16 protein-coding genes are annotated in these 20005 nt (G+C 35.0%); 14 read left to right on the top strand and 2 right to left on the bottom strand.

From position 1 onward, the window contains the following. Nucleotide 1: 1 nt before the first annotated feature. Genes CQA38_RS05530 through argH form a run of 3 tightly spaced genes read left to right on the top strand, consistent with a single transcriptional unit; the run spans nucleotide 2 to nucleotide 4784 of the window. Complete coding sequence (locus CQA38_RS05530; protein ID WP_137633004.1) at nucleotides 2-1804, top strand: biotin/lipoyl-containing protein; 1803 nt, start codon at nucleotides 2-4, stop codon at nucleotides 1802-1804. A 19-nt stretch (nucleotides 1805-1823) separates the two neighbouring features. Continuing rightward, a complete protein-coding gene (gene pckA / locus CQA38_RS05535) occupies nucleotides 1824-3398 on the top strand; it encodes a phosphoenolpyruvate carboxykinase (ATP) (RefSeq protein ID WP_137633093.1) in 1575 nt (524 codons plus the stop codon). 3 nt (nucleotides 3399-3401) lie between these two features. Then, on the top strand, nucleotides 3402-4784 hold the full coding sequence (gene argH / locus CQA38_RS05540) for an argininosuccinate lyase (RefSeq protein WP_137633005.1): 1383 nt from the start codon (nucleotides 3402-3404) through the stop codon (nucleotides 4782-4784). A 337-nt stretch (nucleotides 4785-5121) separates the two neighbouring features. On the opposite strand, the gene CQA38_RS05545 is transcribed toward argH, so the two are convergent. Beyond that, nucleotides 5122-5595 carry a hypothetical protein gene (locus tag CQA38_RS05545; protein ID WP_137633006.1) on the bottom strand — a complete coding sequence of 158 codons (474 nt, stop codon included), beginning with the start codon at nucleotides 5593-5595 and terminating at the stop codon, nucleotides 5122-5124. Between the two features lie 242 nt (nucleotides 5596-5837). Here CQA38_RS05545 and CQA38_RS05550 point away from each other — a divergent pair, with 242 nt between their 5' ends. Continuing rightward, nucleotides 5838-6383 carry a methylated-DNA--[protein]-cysteine S-methyltransferase gene (locus tag CQA38_RS05550; RefSeq protein WP_249355203.1) on the top strand — a complete coding sequence of 182 codons (546 nt, stop codon included), beginning with the start codon at nucleotides 5838-5840 and terminating at the stop codon, nucleotides 6381-6383. A 44-nt stretch (nucleotides 6384-6427) separates the two neighbouring features. Here CQA38_RS05550 and CQA38_RS05555 read toward each other — a convergent pair whose 3' ends face one another. Next, the gene (locus CQA38_RS05555; RefSeq protein ID WP_137633007.1) at nucleotides 6428-6745 is read right to left on the bottom strand and encodes a histidine triad nucleotide-binding protein; all 318 of its coding nucleotides are present in this window, start codon (nucleotides 6743-6745) and stop codon (nucleotides 6428-6430) included. Nucleotides 6746-6864: 119 nt separating this feature from the next. Between CQA38_RS05555 and pheS the strand changes: the two genes are divergently transcribed. From pheS to abc-f, 10 genes are read left to right on the top strand one after another with little or no spacing between them, the layout of a single operon-like run. After that, nucleotides 6865-7857 (top strand): phenylalanine--tRNA ligase subunit alpha, encoded by a 993-nt coding sequence (pheS, locus tag CQA38_RS05560; protein WP_137633008.1) that lies wholly within the window; start codon nucleotides 6865-6867, stop codon nucleotides 7855-7857. Next, nucleotides 7854-10178: a phenylalanine--tRNA ligase subunit beta gene (gene pheT / locus CQA38_RS05565; RefSeq protein WP_137633009.1), complete on the top strand. Its 2325-nt coding sequence runs from the start codon at nucleotides 7854-7856 to the stop codon at nucleotides 10176-10178. The genes pheS and pheT overlap by 4 nt, the downstream gene beginning before the upstream one ends. Continuing rightward, nucleotides 10175-11458: a 3-phosphoshikimate 1-carboxyvinyltransferase gene (gene aroA / locus CQA38_RS05570; protein ID WP_137633010.1), complete on the top strand. Its 1284-nt coding sequence runs from the start codon at nucleotides 10175-10177 to the stop codon at nucleotides 11456-11458. Before pheT ends, aroA begins: the two co-directional genes overlap by 4 nt. Next, nucleotides 11448-12281 carry a 4-hydroxy-3-methylbut-2-enyl diphosphate reductase gene (locus CQA38_RS05575; RefSeq protein ID WP_137633011.1) on the top strand — a complete coding sequence of 278 codons (834 nt, stop codon included), beginning with the start codon at nucleotides 11448-11450 and terminating at the stop codon, nucleotides 12279-12281. Before aroA ends, CQA38_RS05575 begins: the two co-directional genes overlap by 11 nt. A gap of 59 nt (nucleotides 12282-12340) precedes the next feature. Further along, entirely contained in the window at nucleotides 12341-14008 is a 1668-nt protein-coding gene (locus CQA38_RS05580) for a 30S ribosomal protein S1 (RefSeq protein ID WP_137633012.1), read from the top strand. 12 nt (nucleotides 14009-14020) lie between these two features. Beyond that, on the top strand, nucleotides 14021-14506 hold the full coding sequence (locus tag CQA38_RS05585) for a hypothetical protein (RefSeq protein WP_137633013.1): 486 nt from the start codon (nucleotides 14021-14023) through the stop codon (nucleotides 14504-14506). Then, nucleotides 14503-16086: a phosphoglycerate dehydrogenase gene (gene serA, locus CQA38_RS05590; protein WP_137633014.1), complete on the top strand. Its 1584-nt coding sequence runs from the start codon at nucleotides 14503-14505 to the stop codon at nucleotides 16084-16086. The genes CQA38_RS05585 and serA overlap by 4 nt, the downstream gene beginning before the upstream one ends. Further along, complete coding sequence (locus CQA38_RS05595; RefSeq protein ID WP_137633015.1) at nucleotides 16083-16736, top strand: response regulator transcription factor; 654 nt, start codon at nucleotides 16083-16085, stop codon at nucleotides 16734-16736. The genes serA and CQA38_RS05595 overlap by 4 nt, the downstream gene beginning before the upstream one ends. Next, nucleotides 16730-18016 (top strand): HAMP domain-containing sensor histidine kinase, encoded by a 1287-nt coding sequence (locus CQA38_RS05600; protein ID WP_137633016.1) that lies wholly within the window; start codon nucleotides 16730-16732, stop codon nucleotides 18014-18016. Before CQA38_RS05595 ends, CQA38_RS05600 begins: the two co-directional genes overlap by 7 nt. A 2-nt stretch (nucleotides 18017-18018) precedes the next feature. Next, a complete protein-coding gene (abc-f, locus tag CQA38_RS05605; RefSeq protein ID WP_137633017.1) occupies nucleotides 18019-19965 on the top strand; it encodes a ribosomal protection-like ABC-F family protein in 1947 nt (648 codons plus the stop codon). Nucleotides 19966-20005 lie beyond the last annotated feature (40 nt).

Here is a 20005-nt window from a genome sequence, read left to right on the forward strand (position 1 = left end):
GGTGGCAAAGAAGTTTATTGACATTATGGATACGAGCTTTAGAGATGGCTTTCAGTCTGTTTATGGGGCTAGGGTATTGATGCAGGACTTTTTCCCTGCTTTAGAAGCAGCTAAGGAAGCTGGCATTACTCATTTTGAGTTTGGTGGTGGGGCGCGTTTTCAAAGTCTTTATTTTTATCTCAATGAAGATGCTTTTGAAATGATGGATAAATTCCGATCAATAGTCGGTAAAGAAGCCAACCTTCAAACCCTTGCAAGAGGTGTAAATACCGTTACTTTAGATACAGGAAGTAGAGAGCTTATTGATCTGCACGCCAAGCTTTTTGCAAAACACGGCACGACAACCATACGCAATTTTGACGCTTTAAATGATGCTAATAATCTTAAATTCAGTGGTGAGTGTATAGTGAATCATGGCTTAAAACACGAGATAGTCGTTACTATTATGGATTTGCCACCGGGTTGTAAGGGCGCTCATGATGTTGCTTTTTATGAAAAGAGTTTAAAGCAGATTTTAGAAGCTGAAATTCCTTTTCATAGTGTTTGTTTTAAAGATGCAAGTGGCACAAGTAGTCCTCAAAAAGTATATGAAACCATAAAAATGGCGCGTAAGCTTTTGCCTGAAAATACGCATTTAAGATTGCATACGCACGAAACTGCTGGTGTAAGTGTAGCGTGTTATCTAGCGGCTTTAGAAGCTGGGGTTGATGGCATAGATTTGGCCGCTTCTCCTGTAAGCGGTGGCACAAGTCAGCCTGATATTTTAACTATGCTTCACGCAGTGAAAGGTAAAAATTATGATCTAGGTGGGCTTGATGCAGAAAAAATTCTTGTTTATGAAGAAGTGCTTAAGGACTGCTTGAAGGATTATTTCTTGCCACCTGAAGCAACTATGGTAAGCCCACTTATACCTTTTTCACCTATGCCAGGTGGAGCATTAACTGCAAATACTCAAATGATGAGGGATAATAATATCTTAGATAAATTCCCTGAAGTGATTAAAGCCATGAGAGAAGTGGTTGAAAAGGGTGGTTTTGGCACTTCAGTTACTCCTGTTTCTCAGTTTTATTTTCAACAAGCTTTTAACAATGTTATGTTTGGAAAGTGGAAAAAAATCGCTGATGGATATGGTAAAATGGTGCTTGGTTATTTTGGAAAAACCCCTGTGCCAGCTGATAGTGAGGTGATAAAATTAGCCAGCGAGCAGCTTAATTTAGAGCCAACAACTGAACTTGCCATTGATTTGGCTGATAAAGATGAAACTAAGAGTTTGGAATTTGCGCGTAAAATTCTTGAAAAAGAAGGCATTGAAACAAGCGAAGAAAATGTATTTATTGCTGCAGCTTGCAAAGAAAAAGGCATCGCTTTCTTAAAAGGCGAAGCAAAGCTCAATGTGCGTAAAATTTCAAGTATGCCAAAAGGCTCAAATATCAGCGCAGATGAGACTAAATTTACTATAGCTGTAAATGGCAACAAATACCATGTTGAAGTGCATGCTGGTTTTGATAAAGATGTTAATATCAAAAGCGTAAGCAAGGTAGAAGAAAGTAACAATGAAAAAGCTTCTACTCAAGTTGCAAGCGATGAAAATGCTGATGGCGTAAAAGCAAGCATTTCTGGCAATGTCTTTAAAATCGTTGCTAAAGCTGGCGATAAGGTAAAAGCTGGACAAGTTGTTGTCGTGCTTGAAGCGATGAAAATGGAGATTGAAGCCCTTGCTCCAAAAGATGGAGTGATTAAAGAAATAGTCGTAAAAGCTGGCGATAGCGTGGCTGAAGGACAAATTTTAGCAGTATATGAATGAGGAAATAACAATGCAAATGATTAAAGATTTTGATAAATTAGGACTTGTTAATGTTGGGCAGGTTTTTCATAATCTAAGTTATGATGAGCTTTTTAAGCATGAAGAGCAAAACAAAGAAGGTGAAGTTACCAAAAACGGCACTTTTGCAGTAGATACTGGCGAATTTACCGGTAGAAGCCCAAAAGATAAGTATTTTGTCAAGCAAGATCCAAGTCAAAAATACCTCGCTTGGGGCAAGATAAATCATCCTATCTCAAAAGAACTCTTTGAAACACTTCTAGCAAAAGCCAAAAAGCAACTTAGCAATAAAAATATTTATATACAAGATGTCTTTTGTGGCGCGTCTTTAAAAAGTAGAAAAGCTGTGCGTTTTGTCAGCGAAATCGCTTGGCAGGCTCATTTTGTTAAAAATATGTTTATCCGCCCAAATGAAGAGGAACTAAAGGATTTTAGCCCTGATTTTGTGGTGTATAATGCGTGCAAATGTGTCAATGAAGACTACAAAGAACAAGGTTTAAACTCAGAAGTTTTTGTGATCTTTGATATAGAAGCAAATATCGGCGTCATAGGTGGCACTTGGTATGGTGGCGAGATGAAAAAGGGTATTTTTTCTATGATGAATTATTGGTTACCTTTGGAAAATAAATTCCCTATGCATTGCTCGGCAAATGTGGGAGTTAAAGGCGATGTAGCCCTTTTCTTTGGACTAAGTGGGACTGGAAAAACTACACTTTCAACTGATCCAAAGCGAAAATTAATCGGTGATGATGAACATGGCTGGGATGATGAGGGCGTGTTTAATTTTGAGGGTGGTTGTTATGCAAAATGTATAAATTTGAGCGCTGAAAATGAACCTGAAATTTACGGGGCTATTAAAAGAAATGCTCTTTTAGAAAATGTAGTGTTAAATGCTGATAAAAGCGTGGATTTTAAAGATGCTTCAAAGACTGAAAATACCCGCGTATCTTATCCAATCGAGCACATTTTAAACCACGAGCCAAGCTTAAAAGCTGGACATCCAAGCAATATCATCTTTTTAACTGCTGATGCTTTTGGGGTTTTGCCTCCTGTAAGCAAGCTTACTAAAGAACAAGCAATGTATTATTTTTTAAGTGGTTATACAGCTAAAGTAGCTGGCACAGAGCGAGGCGTTACAGAGCCTCAAGCGACTTTTTCAGCTTGCTTTGGCGAGCCTTTTATGCCTCTTCATCCAACCGTGTATGCTAAGCTTTTAGGACAAAAGATAGACAAGCATAATGTAAGCGTATATCTTGTTAATACCGGCTGGAGCGGTGGAGGCTATGGAGTAGGGCAAAGAATGAGTATCAAAGCAACAAGGGCTTGCATTAATGCTATACTTGATGGCTCTATAAAAGCTTGCGAATTTGAGAATTTTGAGCTTTTTGACTTGGCTATCCCTAAGGCTTTAGCTGGAGTTGAAAGCAAGCTTTTAAATCCTATAAATACTTGGAGCGACACAAACGCTTATAAACAAGCAAGAGCGAAGCTTGCTAGTATGTTTGTAGAAAATTTCAAACGTTATGAAGATGTAGCTGAAGGTAAAGAATACTCCGGTTTTGGTCCTAAGGCGTAATGCATGAAAAATTCCATGTGGTCTGGTCGCTTTGAAAGTCAAAGTAGCGAGCTTTTGCAAGAATTTAATGCAAGTTTAAATTTTGATAAGCTCTTATACAAGCAAGACATACAAGGATCAATCGCTCATGCGAGCATGCTTTGTCATTGTGCTATCATCAGCGAGGCTGAAAGAGATGCGATGATTAAGGGTTTAAAGCAGATTGAAGCTGAGATTGAAGCTGGTGAGTTTCATTTTGATATCAAAGATGAGGACATACATATGGCGATTGAGAAACGTCTTTCAGCTTTAATAGGTGCTGAAATAGGCGGTAAGCTTCACACTGCAAGAAGTAGAAACGATCAAGTCGCCACTGATTTTAAGCTTTTTGTAAAAGAGCAAAACCAGCTTTTGCAAAATTTACTCAAAGAACTCATTAAAACCTTGCTTACTCACGCAAAGGCTCATAAAACAAGCATTATGCCTAGCTTTACTCATTTACAGCACGCTCAGCCTATAAGCTTTTCTTTTTGGATTTTAAGTTATGCTTTTATGTTTATGCGTGATATTAAAAGGCTTGAGGCAGGTTTTGAGCTGGCTGATTTTTCCCCGCTTGGAAGCTGTGCTTGTGCTGGCACGAGCTATCAAACAGATAGAATGCTAAGTGCAAATTTGCTTGGCTTTAAAGATATTATGCCAAATGCGATGGATGGCGTGAGTGATAGGGACTTTGCCCTTGATTTGCTTTATACCATAGCTGTGATTTTCATGCATGCTTCAAGGCTATGCGAGGAACTTATACTTTTTTCAAGCTCTGAGTTTAATTTCATACAAATTAGCGATGCGTATTCCACAGGAAGCTCTATCATGCCACAGAAAAAAAATCCTGATGTATGCGAGCTTATAAGGGGTAAAACAGGCAGGGCTTACGGGAATTTAATCGCTCTTTTAACTACGATGAAAGCTCTACCACTTGCGTATAATAAAGACATGCAAGAGGATAAAGAAGGGCTTTTTGATAGTGTGTTAAATGCAAAGCAAAGTCTTATCATCTTAAATGCCATGCTTAAAGAAATCAGCATAAAAAAAGAAAATATGCTTAAAGCTTGTCAAAAAGGGCATTTACTGGCTACTGATTTGGCTGATTTTTTAGTGCGTGAAAAAAATATCCCCTTTAGAAAGGCTCATTTTATAGTTGGTGAAGTCGTAGCAAAGGCTGATAAAATGGGACTTGATTTAAGCCAGCTTTCAAATTTACACGAACTAGAACCACTCTTTGATGAAGCAAGTGCTAAAAGGCTTTTAAACTTTGAAAATTCTTTAAATTCAAAGCAAAGTGAAGGCTCAAGCGCTGTAAAAAGTGTAGAAAAGCAAATCGAAATTTTAGAAAAGTTCTTAAAAGGCTAAGTTTAAGCTTTTAAGAACTGCTTTTATAAAACTTGGTATTCTTAGCTTTATGCAGAAATTTTTACCCTAGTGATATATGTAAATTTTAACAAATAAAACAAAGCATTTTTAAATTTATATACTCTACTTTTTTCTTATTAAAGTTCTGTGTATTTTCACACCTTTGTGATTGATTTATAATATTGAAGTTTGACTGAGGATTTTAAGTCTTTATGTAAGTTTTTATGCTTTATTCTACTTCAACAATGTATATAAGTATAAGTGTTTATTTACCTAGGCAGCAAAACTTGCTTTTTCATTCACTGCTCCTTAGTTAAAACATCTTTATTTGTAGCGTTTATAAGTTATTTGCCCTTTGTAAAATCTTTTGCATTTTTGGTTCATTGTTGTATTTTTCTTGCAAGATTTTATGAGCTTGTGAAAGTGGCTTGCAAAATTGCTTTATTTTTTCATCAAGCTCTTTTTGTCTTGCTTTATCATATCCATATTCACCGCGAAAATAATTACAAGCACAAGCATTTTCTATGTATGTTTCAATATCTTGTGGATATAGCATTTTGGATTTTATAATGCTTTGTGTATGTGTATTTACTTGCTTTAAAGATATATCAAAACTTTTATAAGTGCAAATTTTCTCCCCATTATCAAAAGCTTCTAGGCTGATTTTTACTTCTTTTGCATTTTTCCACTGCACCTTAAGTGTTTTATATCCATAAATTTCACTTTCCTCATCATTAAGTGCTTGGGTGATATTTTCCATAGTTTCAATACTCTGTGGCAGATAATAACTTTCCGAAAAACTATTTTTCATTTGATTGTAAGCTTTTGTGATATTTGTATCTGTAAAAATATCTTCTTGTTCTACTTGTGCAAATAAGCTATTGCAGCAAAATAATAAAACCAATATATAATGCATTTATATTTTTACCTTCTAACTCAAAGAATTTTTTATATAGCTTGTGATTAAGATTATATCCAAATAGGATGTATAAAAAACTTAGAATTTGTAATATTATGATATTATCGCTTTTAAATAAAAATCAAGGCATAAAAGTGAAAGGCTATTATCAAACAAACTATACTTCTTCTTTTGGAGATATTACCCTAGCTTGTGATGGTAAAAATCTCATAGGCTTATGGCTTGAAAGTCAAAAGCATTTTGATAGCAAGCTAAAAGCTCAAGCTATATATAATGATGATTTAGAAATTTTTAAACAAACTAAAGCTTGGCTTAAAAGCTATTTTAAGGGCGAAAAACCAGCTATTTCAGAGCTTTCACTCGCACCCATAGGCACTGAGTTTAGGCAAAGAATTTGGCAAATTTTATGTGAAATTCCTTATGCAGGACTAATGACTTATGGCGATATTGCTAAAATCATCGCTCAAGAAAGAGGCAAAGCTAAAATGTCCGCTCAAGCTGTAGGTTCTGCTGTAGGGCACAATCCCATCTCTATCATCATTCCTTGTCATAGAGTCGTGGGAGCAAATGGTAATCTCACAGGCTATGCAGGTGGGATACAAACTAAAATCAAGCTTTTAGAACACGAAGGCGTGGATATGAAAGGCTTATTTATCCCAAAACATTTAAGCTTGCTTTAGTTATATTTTAAATTTTTTAAACAGCTTGAGTTGTAAGAAATTACTTAAAATCCAGCCAAAAGATGAAAATGTAAGTGAAATACCTCTTGTCCAGCTGCTTTACCGCAATTTGTAAGAAGCTTATAGCCGCTTTTATCTACACCTAAAAGCACAGCAAGTTCTTGAATAAAACTTGTCATTTTCATCATCACTTCAGGATCGAGTTCTTGAAAGTCTTTAAAATGCTTTTTTGGTATGATGAGTATGTGAATTTTTGCTTTTGGATTGATATCATGAAAAGCTAAGAAATCCTCACTTTCAAGCACTTTATTGCAAGGGATTTTTCCCTCGACTATGAGTTCAAATACACTTTTTTCTTGCATAATATTCCTTTAAGATTTAAATTTAAGCAATTATACCCTAAGTTTTATGTGTTTTTTAATTAAAAATAGGCTAAAATACCCCAAATTTTAATTTTATACTCCAAAAAAAAGGAAAACATTTGCAAGAACTGATTTCAAAGATACAAGCGTGCTCGAGTTTAAGTGAGCTTGATAAAATGCGTGTTGAAATACTTGGCAAGAAAGGTTCTTTAACGCTTGAGTTTGCAAAGCTAAAGGATATGCAAGGCGAAGAAAAGAAAGAATTTGCAAACTCGTTAAATATACAAAAAGACGCTTTTAACAAGGCTTTTGAAAGCAAGGCTAAGGAACTAAATTCACTTGCGCTTGATGAAAAGATGAAAGAAAATGCCCAGCATTTTAGTTATTTTGATGAAAATGCCCAAGTTGGAGCCTTGCACCCTGTAATGGCAACTATGGATAAGATCATAGAATACTTTTTAGCTTTAAATTTCAGCATAGAAAAAGGACCTTTGATAGAAGATGATTTTCATAATTTTGAAGCTTTAAATTTACCAAAGTCTCACCCAGCAAGAGATATGCAAGATACTTTTTATTTTGATGATAAAAGACTTTTACGCACACACACTTCACCAGTGCAAATTCGCACCATGCTTAAGCAAAAACCACCCATTCGTATGATCACTCCAGGAGCCGTGTTTAGAAGGGATTTAGATCTTACTCACACGCCTATGTTTCATCAAGTAGAAGGGCTTGTGGTTGAAGAAGGTCAAAAGGTTAATTTTGCGAATTTAAAAAGCATTTTAGAAGAGTTTTTAACCTTTATGTTTGGCGATGTTAAAGTGCGTTTTCGCCCAAGCTTTTTTCCTTTTACAGAACCTTCAGCTGAAGTTGATATATCATGCGTATTTTGTAAAGGGCAAGGCTGTAGGGTTTGTAAGCAAACAGGTTGGCTTGAGGTTTTAGGGTGTGGGGTTGTTGATCCAAATGTCTTTAAATTTGTGGGTTATGAAAATGTAAGCGGTTATGCCTTTGGACTTGGGGTTGAGCGCTTTGCTATGCTTTTGCATGAAATTCCGGATTTGCGTTCTTTGTTTGAGGGCGATTTAAGATTATTGGAGCAGTTTAAATGATACTTACAAAAACTTGGTTAAATGAATTTGTAGATTTAAGCTCTAAAAGCTTGCAGGATTTGGTTAAAACCTTAAATGCTATAGGCATAGAAGTTGATGACGCGCATAAATTAAAAGCTCCAGATAAAGTAGTCGTGGGCTTTGTTAAAGAAAAAAATAAGCACAAAGATGCAGATAAGCTTAATGTTTGTAAGGTTGATGTTGGGGAAACTGACTTGCAAATCGTTTGTGGAGCAAGCAATGTCGAAGCAGGGCAATTTGTAGCCGTAGCCTTAGAAGGTGCTAAGCTACCAAATGGCTTGGTGATTAAAAAGGCTAAGCTTAGAGGTGTTGAGTCTTGTGGTATGATATGTTCAAGCACCGAGCTTGGCTTTGCTAAGATAAATGATGGCATTATGGTGCTTGATGAGAGTTTGGGGGATTTGATCCCGGGCAAAGCTTTAAATGAATATGAGCTTTTTAATGATGAATACATAGAAGTTGAACTTACCCCAAATAGAGGCGATTGCTTAAGCATTTATGGCATAGCAAGGGATTTAGTAGCTGCTTTAGAGCTTGAGTTTAAAAAACAAGAAAGCTTTAGCGAGCCAGAACACACGCTTGGTATAGGAAGGGTCTTAAGAATCACTGCTGAAAAAGAACTTCAAAGCACTTTTAATTACCGCGTTATCGAGCTTAAAGATGAGCTTAAACTTTCTTTGACGATGAGACTTCGCTTAGCTACTATACAAAGCTTAAGTCAAAATGAAGTGATGAATTTCTTAAATTACGCTACACATTCAACAGGTGTGATTTTTAATGCTTATGATTTTAAGGTTTTAGAAGCGAGTGAAAGTGAATTGAGCTTAAAAATTTCAAAAGGAAAATTTGCTGAAAGTATCATCTCTTGCAATAATAAGCAAATCGCTATAACAGGCATTTATGAAGAAAAATTTGCTAAGCTTAATGAAAACTCAAAACTTATCATCATCGAGGCAAGCTATACTTGCCCAAATATCATCGCTGAAGCAAAACCACACTACAAAGAACAAGATAGCGAAGTGGTGTATCGTAGCTTTAGAGGAAGTGAGCCAAGACTGAGTTTAGGCGTAGAATACTTGCTTAAAAAAATGCTTAAATACCCAAGCATAGCTATTTATACAGGTTCTCAACAAGTGCTTTGCGAAAGAGAACAAAAAGAAGTGAATTTTAATGTCGCTGATATCAATAAAATGATAGGCATTGATATAGACAAAAATGAAATCGTTAAAATTTTACAAAAGCTTGGCTTTGAACTTAGCGTTATTAGCGAGCAAAGTTTAAATGCTAAGGTGCCGATTTGGCGAAGTGATATAAGCAATGTTTCTGATATCTGCGAAGAAATCGTGCGTATGATAGGTATTGATAATATTAAAGCGCAAGGGCTTGAATTTGTAGAAAAAAAACGTTTTAATCAAACTTATGATGAGTATAAACTGCTTAAAGATATAAGACTTAAAGCTGTAGCAAATGGCTATTTTGAAAGCGTGCATTATGTGCTTGATAGTCAAAAAGAACTTGATGAGCTTGGCTTTAACACAAGCAAAATTAAGCTTGTAAATCCTATAAATTCAGATCTTAATGCCCTAAGAAGCACTTTAATTAATCAGCTTTTAAACGCAGCAAGTTTTAATATCAAAAATTCTCAAAAAGTCATCAAACTTTTTCAAAGCGGTGCTACATTTGATGAAAAATCAAATGAAAGCCATAAAATCGCCTTTTTAAGTTGTGGTTTTGTTGAAGAAGCAAAGATAGCAAATAAGGCAAAACCACAGCTTGTAAGCTTTTACGCCTTTTTACTAAAGCTTAAAAATATCATCGGTTCTTTTGAGCTTCAAAGCTCAAATCATCATTTTTTAAGCCCTTACGAGCAAGCAGATATTTATAAAGAGGGCGTTTTAATCGGCTTTGTTGGTAGGGTGCATTTAAAGATCGAGCAAGATAAGGACTTACTTCAAACTTATGTTGCTGAACTTGATTTATCAAAGCTTAAGGCTGAGTTTAAAAAAGCAAAAGTGTATTCTAAATTTCCTAGTATGAGTAGGGATTTAAGCTTGCTTGTGCCAAAAGGCTTTGCATATAGTGCCTTAAAACAAGCTGTAAATGAACTTAAAATTCCTATCTTAGAAAGCTTTAGGATAGTTGATATTTATCATGATGAAAGTTTAAAAGAACATTTTAGTTTAAGCATAAATTTCCTTTTCAAGTCTTTAGATAAGACGCTTGAAGAAAGTGAAGTGACAGCTGCTATAGAAGCGATTTTAGCACACTTAAAAACAAAATTAAAGTTAGAGTTGCGATGAAAATTTATCCTCTTAAGAAAGAAATCAAGGCAAAGCTAGAGCAAATTGCTGCAGATAAAAGCATATCTCATCGCTTTGCGATTTTTTCCTTGCTGAGTAAAGGACAAAATCACGCTAAAAACTATCTTTTGGCTGAGGATACTTTAAACACCCTTAATATAATCAAAGCTCTAGGTGCAGAAGTCTCAAGACAAGGCAGTGAAGTTTTTATCACTCCGCCCTTAAAAATCATCTCGCCAAATCAAGTTTTAGAATGTGGAAATTCAGGCACGAGTATGCGTTTAATGCTGGGCTTATTAAGTGGAGTTGAGGGCTTTTTTGTTTTAAGTGGAGATGAATACCTTAATAAACGTCCTATGCAAAGGATAAGCAAGCCTTTAAGAGCTATTGGAGCGCAAATTTATGGCAGGGATAATGCAAATCTTGCACCTATTTGCGTGCAAGGGAACAAGCTTAAGGGCTTTGATTATAAAAGTGAAATTTCCTCAGCTCAAGTAAAAACAGCGATGATTTTAGCTGGGTTTATGGCAAGTGAGAAGTCGTATTTTAGTGAAGTTAGCCTAAGTAGAAATCATAGCGAGTTTATGCTAAAGGCGATGAATGCACCTTTAAAGATAAGTCAAGATGAGCTTAGCCTTGAAATCAGTCCTTTAAAAGAGCCTTTAAAGCCTTTAAATATCACTATACCAAACGATCCTTCATCAGCGTTTTATTTTGCTTTAGTAGCGTGTATTTTGCCTCATTGTGAAATTTGCATTCAAAATGTCTTGCTTAATCCTACTCGCATAGAAGCTTTTAAGGTGCTTGAAAAAATGGGCGCAAATATACAATATAAATTCTATGAAAAAAGTTTCGAGCAAATCGGTGAAATTTGGGTAAAAAGTAGCGAGCTAAAAGCTGTAAAAGTGAGTGAAAATATCGCTTGGCTCATCGATGAGGCTCCAGCTTTAGCCATCGCTTTTGCTTTGGCAAAGGGTAAAAGTGTGCTTAAAAACGCTAAAGAATTGCGCGTTAAAGAAAGCGATAGGATCAAAGCTATGGTTGAAAACTTGCAAAGATGTGGCATTAAGGCAAGCGAGCTTGAAGATGGTTTTGAGATTGAAGGTGGCGCACCAAAAAAAGCACAAATTCAAAGCTTTGGCGATCACCGCATAGCTATGAGTTTTGCGGTTCTAGGGCTTGTGTGTGGCATGGAAATAGACGAGAGTGAGTGTATAAATACTTCTTTTCCAAATTTTAAAGACATACTTTTAAACTTGGGAGCAAAGATTGATTATTGAGTTAGCAAAAAATTATGGTTTTTGTTTTGGGGTAAAAAGGGCGATTAAAAAGGCTGAGCAGATCAAAGATGCAGCGACGATTGGACCACTTATCCACAATAATGAAGAAATTTCAAGGCTTGCTAAGGGTTTTAATGTCAAAACCTTACAAAACATAAGAGAATTAAGCGATGAAAAAAAAGCCATCATACGCACACATGGCATTACTAAGCAAGACTTAGCCGAGCTTAAAAAGCAAGATATAGAAATTTTTGATGCGACTTGTCCTTTTGTAACTAAGCCTCAACAAATTTGTGAAAAAATGAGCGCTGAGGGCTATGAAGTCGTGATTTTTGGTGATGAAAATCATCCTGAAGTCAAAGGCGTAAAAAGCTATGTAAGCACAAAAGCTTATGTAATCTTAGATGAAAACGAACTTAAGGGTGTAAAGCTACCAAGTAAAATCGCTGTAGTAAGTCAAACTACAAAAAAAGTTGAAAATTTTATGAAAATTGTAAATTTTTTAATGCTAGTTTGCAAAGAAGTACGAGTGTTTAACACGATTTGTGATGCAACCTTTAAAAATCAAGAAGCCATTTTAGAACTTTCTAAAAAAAGCGATGTGATGATCATCGTTGGTGGGCGAAACTCGGCAAATACAAAACAACTTTTTTTAATCGCTCAAAATAACTGCCAAGATAGTTATCTCATCGAAACTGAAGCTGAGTTACAAGCTCAGTGGTTTAAAGATAAAAAACACTGCGGCATAAGTGCTGGCGCTTCAACTCCTGACTGGATCATACAAAAAGTCATCAAAAAAATAGAGAATTTAAGTAAAAATTAACTCTAATTAAAGAAAAAATCTGCTACAATGAAGCTTTTATTATTTTTAAAAGGACCAAGATGGCTGAGGCGAACAAAAAAGTTCAAACAAGTATGGACGATTTCACTGATGAAGAAAACTTTGAGCAATTGCTAAAAGAATTTGATAAAAAAGATGAAGGTGCCATAACACAAGGTGTGATTGTTGCGATTAAAGACGAAGAAGCTTTTGTTGATATAGGCAAAAAATCAGAAGGAATTCTAGCAATAGACGAGCTTAAAGATGCTGGGGGAAATTTACTCTACAAAGAAGGCGACAAACTTGAAGTTGCTGTGATAGGAAATCGTAATGGCAAGCCTCTTGTCTCTCATAAAAAAGCTTTAAGAAAGCAAAAAGTTGTTGAATTTATCAAAAATTATACAGAAGATGATAATAAAATCCTTAATGTAAAAATTATCTCTAAAAACAAAGGCGGTTTTGTTTGTGTTGATGATGAGGGTGTTGAGTTTTTCTTACCTCGCTCGCAGTATCTTGCAAAAGATGGCAATGTCATCGGCAAAAGCTTGAAAGTAAAGATCATTAAGATCGATCAAGACGAACAAAGCATAGTCGTTTCACGCAAAAAAATTCTTGATGATGAACGCAAGAAACGCAAAGAACTTGTTAGTGATATCGTTGAAGAGGATAAGATCATCGAGGGTATCATTAAAAAAATCACAAGTTATGGAATGTTTGTTGATGTTGGCGGTATAGATGGGCTTGTGCATTATAGCGAAATTTCATATAAAGGGCATGTTAATCCAAATGCACTTTACAAAGAAGGCGATAGCGTAAGTGTAAAAGCTATAAAATACGACAAAGACAAAAAACACCTTTCTTTATCGATCAAAGCAGCCCAGCCTGATCCTTGGAAAGAGATCAAAGATAGCTTAGAGCTTGGTGATACGATTAAGGTTGTTGTTTCAAATATAGAAAATTATGGTGCTTTTGTGGATTTGGGAAATGATATAGAAGGCTTTTTGCATATTAGCGAACTTTCTTGGGATAAAAACATCAAACACCCAAGAGATCATATCAGCAAAGGACAAGAACTTGAAGTTGAAGTGATTGAAATCGATCCAAACCAAAAGCGTTTAAGAGTTTCTTTAAAAAATCTTCTTGCAAAGCCTTTTGATGAATTTGTAAAAAACTATAAAGTAGGCGATATCATCAAAGGAAAAGTAAGCTCACTTACTAATTTTGGAGCTTTTATCGCTATAGATGGAATTGAAGCTTTGCTTCATAATGAAGACTGCTCTTGGGATAGAAATGATAAGTGCAAAGACTTATACAAAATAGGCGATGAGCTTGAAGTAAAGATCATCAAAATCGATCCAGAAAATCAAAAAATTTCTTTAAGCATAAGAGAACTCAGTCAAAGTCCGGTGCAAGCTTATATCAAAGAATTTGGTATAGGCAAGATCGTAAAAGGCAAGATTAAAGACATTAAGGATTTTGGTGTTTTTGTTGAACTTAAAGATGGAGTTGATGCGCTCATTCACAAAGAAGATATTAATGCTAAAGATATGGAAGAGCTTAAAGTAGGCGATGAGATAGAATCCGTCATTAGTTTTGTCGATGAAAAGAAAAACAGAATTCGTCTTAGTGTAAAAAATCTCAAAAGGATGAAAGAAAGAGAAGTTCTTAACGAAATCAACAACAACGATAGAGTAAGTTTAGGCGATATCATCAAAGAACAACTTTCTTAAATAAAATGAGCGATGAAAAAATATAGCTTTTTTGCTGTTTTAGCTGTATTGTTTTTAGGGCTTTTGGTGGCTATCTTTTCTTTATTTTTTTCAGAAAATGATATAGTCCCAAATTTTGATAACTTGCAAGAAGAAAGTGAAGCGCAAGTTTCTATTCAAGAACAAAATAATCAAACTTGGCAGGATAGGTTTGCAAATTTAAGCCCTAAAAACTACACGCCTGCTGTAGAACAATTTTCTATGGTTTTTACTCCAGATACAAGTCAATACCAGCCTAAAAGCAAATTTTTTCAGCTTATCGTTGATAAAAATGATGTATATTCTTTGTTTTGTCTCAAACAAACTTTAAATTTTTTCAAGGTAAAATATTCGCTTACCTCGACTGGAACAAATACTGAGATTTTCTTAGATACAGACAATCAAAACTTACTTAAAGATATACAAGCAAGACTTAAAATTTATGATATAAACACACAAATAAAGGAGATATGGCTATGAAAAAAAAGATTATCGTTTGTGATGCGATTTTAGATGAGGGTGTAGAACTTTTAAGAAAGGCTGAGGATATAGAGCTTATCGAAGCGGCAAAAGTGCCAAAAGATGAGCTTTTAACTAAGCTTGGTGATGTTGAAGTAGCCATTACTAGAAGTTCAACTGATGTAGATGAGAAGTTTTTACAAGCCGCACCAAAGCTTAAAGCCTTAATAAGAGCTGGAGTAGGGGTTGATAATGTCGATATAAATGCCGCTTCAAAGCAAGGCGTTATAGTGATGAATGTGCCAACGGCAAATACCATAGCAGCTGTTGAATTAAGTCTTGCTCATCTTTTGTGTGCGGCTCGATCTTTTGTCAATGCGCACAATCAGCTCAAGCAAGAAAGAAAATGGCAAAGAGAAAAATGGTATGGTATAGAGCTTAAGGATAAGGTTTTAGGAGTCATTGGCTTTGGAAATATAGGCTCAAGAGTAGCCATTCGCGCAAAAGCCTTTGGTATGAAAATTCTAGCTTATGATCCTTATGTGCCACATTCAAAAATCACAGATTTAGATATGAAAGTAGCCAAAAGTTTAGATGAAATTCTAAGCCAAAGCGATTTCATCACCATTCACACCCCAAAAACAGCTGAAACTAAGGGTATGATAGGGCTTAATGAGCTTGCTAAGATGAAAGATGGTATAAGACTTATAAATTGTGCAAGGGGCGGACTTTACACTGAAGAAGCACTTTGTGAGGGACTTAAAAGCGGTAAGATCGCTTGGCTTGGTATAGATGTTTTTGATAAAGAACCAGCTACAAACAACCCACTTTTAGACTTTGAAAACATCTCAGTTACAGCTCATCTTGGAGCTAATACCCTTGAAAGTCAAAGAAATATCGCCATTCAAGCTTGTGAACAAGCCCTAAATGCAGCACGCAATATAGCCTTTGCGAATGCTTTAAATTTACCTATTAAAACAGAGGATTTACCACCTTTCATCGCTCCTTATGTTGAGCTTGTTTCAAAAATGGCATTTTTATGCTCTCAAATGCAAAAAACTGCTATCACAAGTATCAAGCTTGAAGCAGAAGGAGCAGTGGCTGAGTATGCGAAGTCTTTGCTTACTTTTGCTAGCGTTGGGGCTTTAAAAAATATCTTAGGTGATAGTATAAATTATGTTAATGCTGAGTTTGTGTGTAAAGAAAAGGGCATAGAACTTGGCTTTGAAGTTGTGCCAAATTCAGGCTATAATAACAAAATAAGCGTAAAGATAAGCACGGCAAATTCAAGCTTTAGTGTGAGTGGAACTGTATTTGAGGAAAATAATCAAAGAATAGTTTCTTTAAATGGCTTTAAGACTGATTTTAAACCAAAAGGAAAAATGGTAGTCTTTAAAAACAAAGATATTCCAGGTGTTATTGCTGCAATTAGTGGAATTTTAGCCCAAAATCATATTAATATCGCTGATTTTAGACTAGGACGCGATGGTTCAGGTTATGCTTTGGCTGTGATTTTACTTGATGAAAAGATAGATAAAAAAGTCCTTGAGGAGCTTAACAATCTTGAAGCTTGTGTGTATGCATATTATGCAGAGTTATGAGAATACTTTTAATCGAAGATGATACAGACTTAAACGAGCTTTTAACTTTAAGACTTCAAAAAGAGGGCTTTGAGCTTGAAAGCTTGTTTGATTTTGAGGGCGTGCGTGAGCGTTTAGATGAAAGGGATTTTGATCTTTTGCTTGTGGATAGAAATTTACCAAGCGGAGATAGTATAGAAAAGCTTTCTAGCCTTCGCAAACAAGGCTATAACGAGCCTGTGATTTTTCTTACTGCAAAAAGCTTGCAAGAAGATATTATAGAGGGCTTTAAAAAAGGCTGTGATGATTATATCATTAAGCCTTTTGATTTTAATGAGCTTGTTTTTCGTATCAAAGCCTTGCTTAAACGCAGTAAAAAAGAAAGTGAAACTCTAGCGTATAAGGACTTTTTACTTGATCTTAATAACCACCAATGCTTTTTTAAAGGCAAGGAAGCGATCTTATCGAATTTAGAATTTGAGCTTTTAAAATGCTTTTTTGAAAACAAAAACACGCTCTTAAGCAGGCAGTTTTTAAGTGAAAATGTCTGGCAAGATGATAGCGTCAATGATAAAACCATAAACATAGCTCTTACAAGGCTTAGAGCAAAATTCCCAAGTCTTAAAGAACATATCATTAGTGTTAGGGGCATTGGCTATAAATTATGCTAAAAACAAAACACATTTTTATGCTCCTTTTTGTGGGTATTTTAAGTATATTTACTCTAAGTGTAGCCGTGCTGATTTATTCTAATATACAAACCTTGCTTTTTAAGCAGTATGAACAAAAGCTCAAAACCCTTGATGATACCTTGCGTTTTTCTGTATTTGACAGCCTAAATGAAAATAATATAAAAGAATTTAGCACTCAAACTCGCATTGATCTTATCATCAAAAAAGATGGGAGTATTTTTGCTTCATTTAAAGACTATGACTTTTTTGTAAAACATGCTAATGAAAGCATTCAAGAGCTTGAATTTAAAGGCAAAAAGCTTTTATATAAGCTTTATAAGATCAATCAAGATGATTTTTTTATACTTTTGGTGTATCCAAGAATTTTAGAGCTTAAGAATTATTGGCTGGGTATTTTTGGGATTTTTAGCTTTTGTGCCTTAGCTTGTTTTGTGCTTATCGGCTTTTTTGCTAAAAAATTACAACAAAGTTTTAAGAAAATTTTAATTTTTCTAAGCAAAATAGACAGCAAAGATGAAATTTTACTTGAAAATTCTATCTTTAAAGAGCTTAATTTACTCAATGCAAAGCTTTACAAAACCAAAGCCACCCTACTTAAAAAACAAAGACAAAACAAAAAACAAAGCGATAAGATCAATCTTAAAAATACCCAGCTTACAAGCATTATCTCAGCCATATCTCATGAACTTAAAAATCCACTCTCTGTTATAAAACTAAGCATACAAACCCTAAAAGACAAGGACTTTCAAGATGAAAATAGCCAAAATAAGCTTTTAGCTAAGATAGAAAGTCAAGGTGAAAAGCTCGATAAGCTCACTACTCAGCTCAATCTTGTTTTTAATTTGAATTTAAGCCAAGATAATAAAAATACCTTTGATTTATATGAGCTTGCAAAAAAAGTAGCCCTAAATGATGATAGGATAAAGCTAGAAGGTAAAAGCTCTATGGTTTTTGCCAATGAGTTTTTAATCGAACAGGTTTTAATCAATCTTAGCTCAAATGCTCTTAAATACAGCAAAGATGAAGTGATTTTAAAAGTAGAGGATAAAAAAGTAAGCGTAAAAGATAAGGGCATAGGCATAGCCAAAGATCAAATCAAGCTCATCACAAAGAAATTTTATAAAGTGGATATAAAAAGTGAAAATTCCTTTGGAATAGGGCTTTTTTTAGTGAAAAAAATACTCAGCCTACATAAAAGCTATCTTCAAATTTCAAGCGAGCTTAACAAAGGCAGTGAGTTTTCTTTTGAATTGGAGTAAAAATGGCTTTACTTGAGTGTATAGAAGCAAATAAAAAATTTGGTGAAAAAATCATTTTAAAAGATGTGAATTTTAGTGCCAATAAGGGCGAGAAAATCGCTATCATTGGCAAAAATGGCTGTGGTAAGTCAAGCCTTTTAAAAGCTCTTTATGGCAAGCTCAAACTTGATAGCGGACGCGTGATTAAGCAAAATGATATAAGCGTGGCTATGCTTGCTCAAGAGCTTGATTTTAACTCAAATTTAAGCGTTAAAGAGGCTTTGAAAGAACATTTGGCTGAAGAGTTTAAGGCTTTAAAAGCTTATGAAAGCTTAAATGAAAAGCTTGCTAGTGAGCCTGAAAATAAAGAACTTTTAAAGCAGATTAATAGCCTTTTTGATTTTATCACGAGTAAAGATGCTTGGAATTTAGAAAGTAAAATGAATAGAACCTTAAAAGAGCTTGATCTGCTACGTTTTGAGCATAGAAGCTTGCTTTCTTTGAGTGGGGGCGAGCTAAGACGAATTGCACTTTGTGCCATCTTGCTTAAAAGCCCTGACATCATGCTTTTAGATGAGCCAAGCAATCATTTAGATGTGTATATGTGTGCTTTTTTGGAAAATTATCTTAAAAACTCAAAATCTTGTGTAATTTTCATCTCTCATGATCGCTATTTTATCGATGAAGTAGCTACTCGTTGTGTGGAGCTTGAAGAAGGAGAGCTGAGAAAATTTGAGGGAAATTATACTTATTATCTGGCTAAAAAAGCTGAACTTTTAGCTAGCCTTAGTAAAAGCTATGAGACTTTAGTCAAACAGCTTAAAAGCGAGGAAGAATGGCTAAGACGCGGGGTAAAAGCAAGGCTTAAACGCAACGAAGGGCGTAAAGAGCGAATTTTAAAGATGAGAGAAGAGGCAAAGAAAAATCCAAGCCAGATTAACAAACTCAAGCTTGAATTACAAAGAGCACAAAATAACTTCACTCAAACTCAAAGCACTAATCGTCAAAAAATGCTTTTTGAGCTTGAAAATATCAGTAAAAGTATGGGCGAAAAGCTTTTGTTTAAGGACTTTTCAACGCGTATTTTACAACTTGAACGCATAGGCATAGTAGGTAAAAATGGCTGTGGAAAATCTAGTCTTTTAAAGATTTTACTAGGCAAACTTAGCCCAGATAGCGGTAAGATAAAAAGAGGGGAGCTTAAAATTGGTTATTTTGATCAAGCAAGAGCCTTGCTTGAAAGTGAAAAAACTTTACAAGAAATTTTTTGCCCAAATGGAGGCGATAGGGTGGAAGTTAGGGGTAAGAATATGCATATTTATGGCTATTTAAAGCAATTTTTATTTCCTAAGGAGTTTTTAACTCAAAATGTAGCTGTGCTAAGTGGGGGCGAAAAAAACAGAGTAGCCTTAGCCTTGCTTTTCACCAAAGAATACGATATGCTCGTGCTTGATGAACCAACAAATGATTTAGACATCGCCACTATTAACATACTTGAGGAGTATTTGCTAAGCTTTAATGGTGCGATTTTACTGGTAAGTCATGATAGATATTTTATGGATAAAATCGCTTCAAAACTCTTTGTCTTTAAGCCAAATGGCAGTATTGAGATAGAACATAAAAGCTATACTCAACTTTTAGAAGATGAAAAAGAGCTTAAAGAATTTGAAGAACTTAGCCAAAAATTAAGCTCTAAAGAGCCTGATGAAGCCGAGTATAAAAGCAAAAATGTAAAAACAAACAAAAGCACAAAACTCAGCTACAAAGAACAAGAAATTCTAAAAAGCTACCCAGATAAAATAACTCAGCTTGAAACAAAGATCAAAGAGCTAGAACATGCCCTTTCAAAACAAGAGCTTTATGAGGAGCAAGGTATAACGAATTTGTATGAGGAGCTTAGCACTGCTCAAAGCGAGCTTTCTAGCCTTGAAGAAGTGTATTTTGAGGTGCTAGAAAAGAGTGAAAACTAGGATTTTGCATTCAAACTCTTTATTTTCATACATTTAGCTT

Origin of the sequence: Campylobacter sp. MIT 12-5580, assembly GCF_005406235.1 — a bacterium.
In the GTDB taxonomy this organism is placed as follows: Bacteria; Campylobacterota; Campylobacteria; order Campylobacterales; family Campylobacteraceae; genus Campylobacter_D.

Coding starts and splice junctions, on each gene's coding strand:
- aroA (WP_137633010.1), top strand. CDS start 10,175: ATGAAAATTTATCCTCTTAAGAAAGAAATCAAGGCAAAGCTAGAGCAA.
- CQA38_RS05585 (WP_137633013.1), top strand. CDS start 14,021: ATGAAAAAATATAGCTTTTTTGCTGTTTTAGCTGTATTGTTTTTAGGG.
- CQA38_RS05555 (WP_137633007.1), bottom strand. CDS start 6,745: ATGCAAGAAAAAAGTGTATTTGAACTCATAGTCGAGGGAAAAATCCCT.
- pheT (WP_137633009.1), top strand. CDS start 7,854: ATGATACTTACAAAAACTTGGTTAAATGAATTTGTAGATTTAAGCTCT.
- argH (WP_137633005.1), top strand. CDS start 3,402: ATGAAAAATTCCATGTGGTCTGGTCGCTTTGAAAGTCAAAGTAGCGAG.
- CQA38_RS05545 (WP_137633006.1), bottom strand. CDS start 5,595: ATGAAAAATAGTTTTTCGGAAAGTTATTATCTGCCACAGAGTATTGAA.
- CQA38_RS05595 (WP_137633015.1), top strand. CDS start 16,083: ATGAGAATACTTTTAATCGAAGATGATACAGACTTAAACGAGCTTTTA.
- serA (WP_137633014.1), top strand. CDS start 14,503: ATGAAAAAAAAGATTATCGTTTGTGATGCGATTTTAGATGAGGGTGTA.
- CQA38_RS05580 (WP_137633012.1), top strand. CDS start 12,341: ATGGCTGAGGCGAACAAAAAAGTTCAAACAAGTATGGACGATTTCACT.
- CQA38_RS05600 (WP_137633016.1), top strand. CDS start 16,730: ATGCTAAAAACAAAACACATTTTTATGCTCCTTTTTGTGGGTATTTTA.
- abc-f (WP_137633017.1), top strand. CDS start 18,019: ATGGCTTTACTTGAGTGTATAGAAGCAAATAAAAAATTTGGTGAAAAA.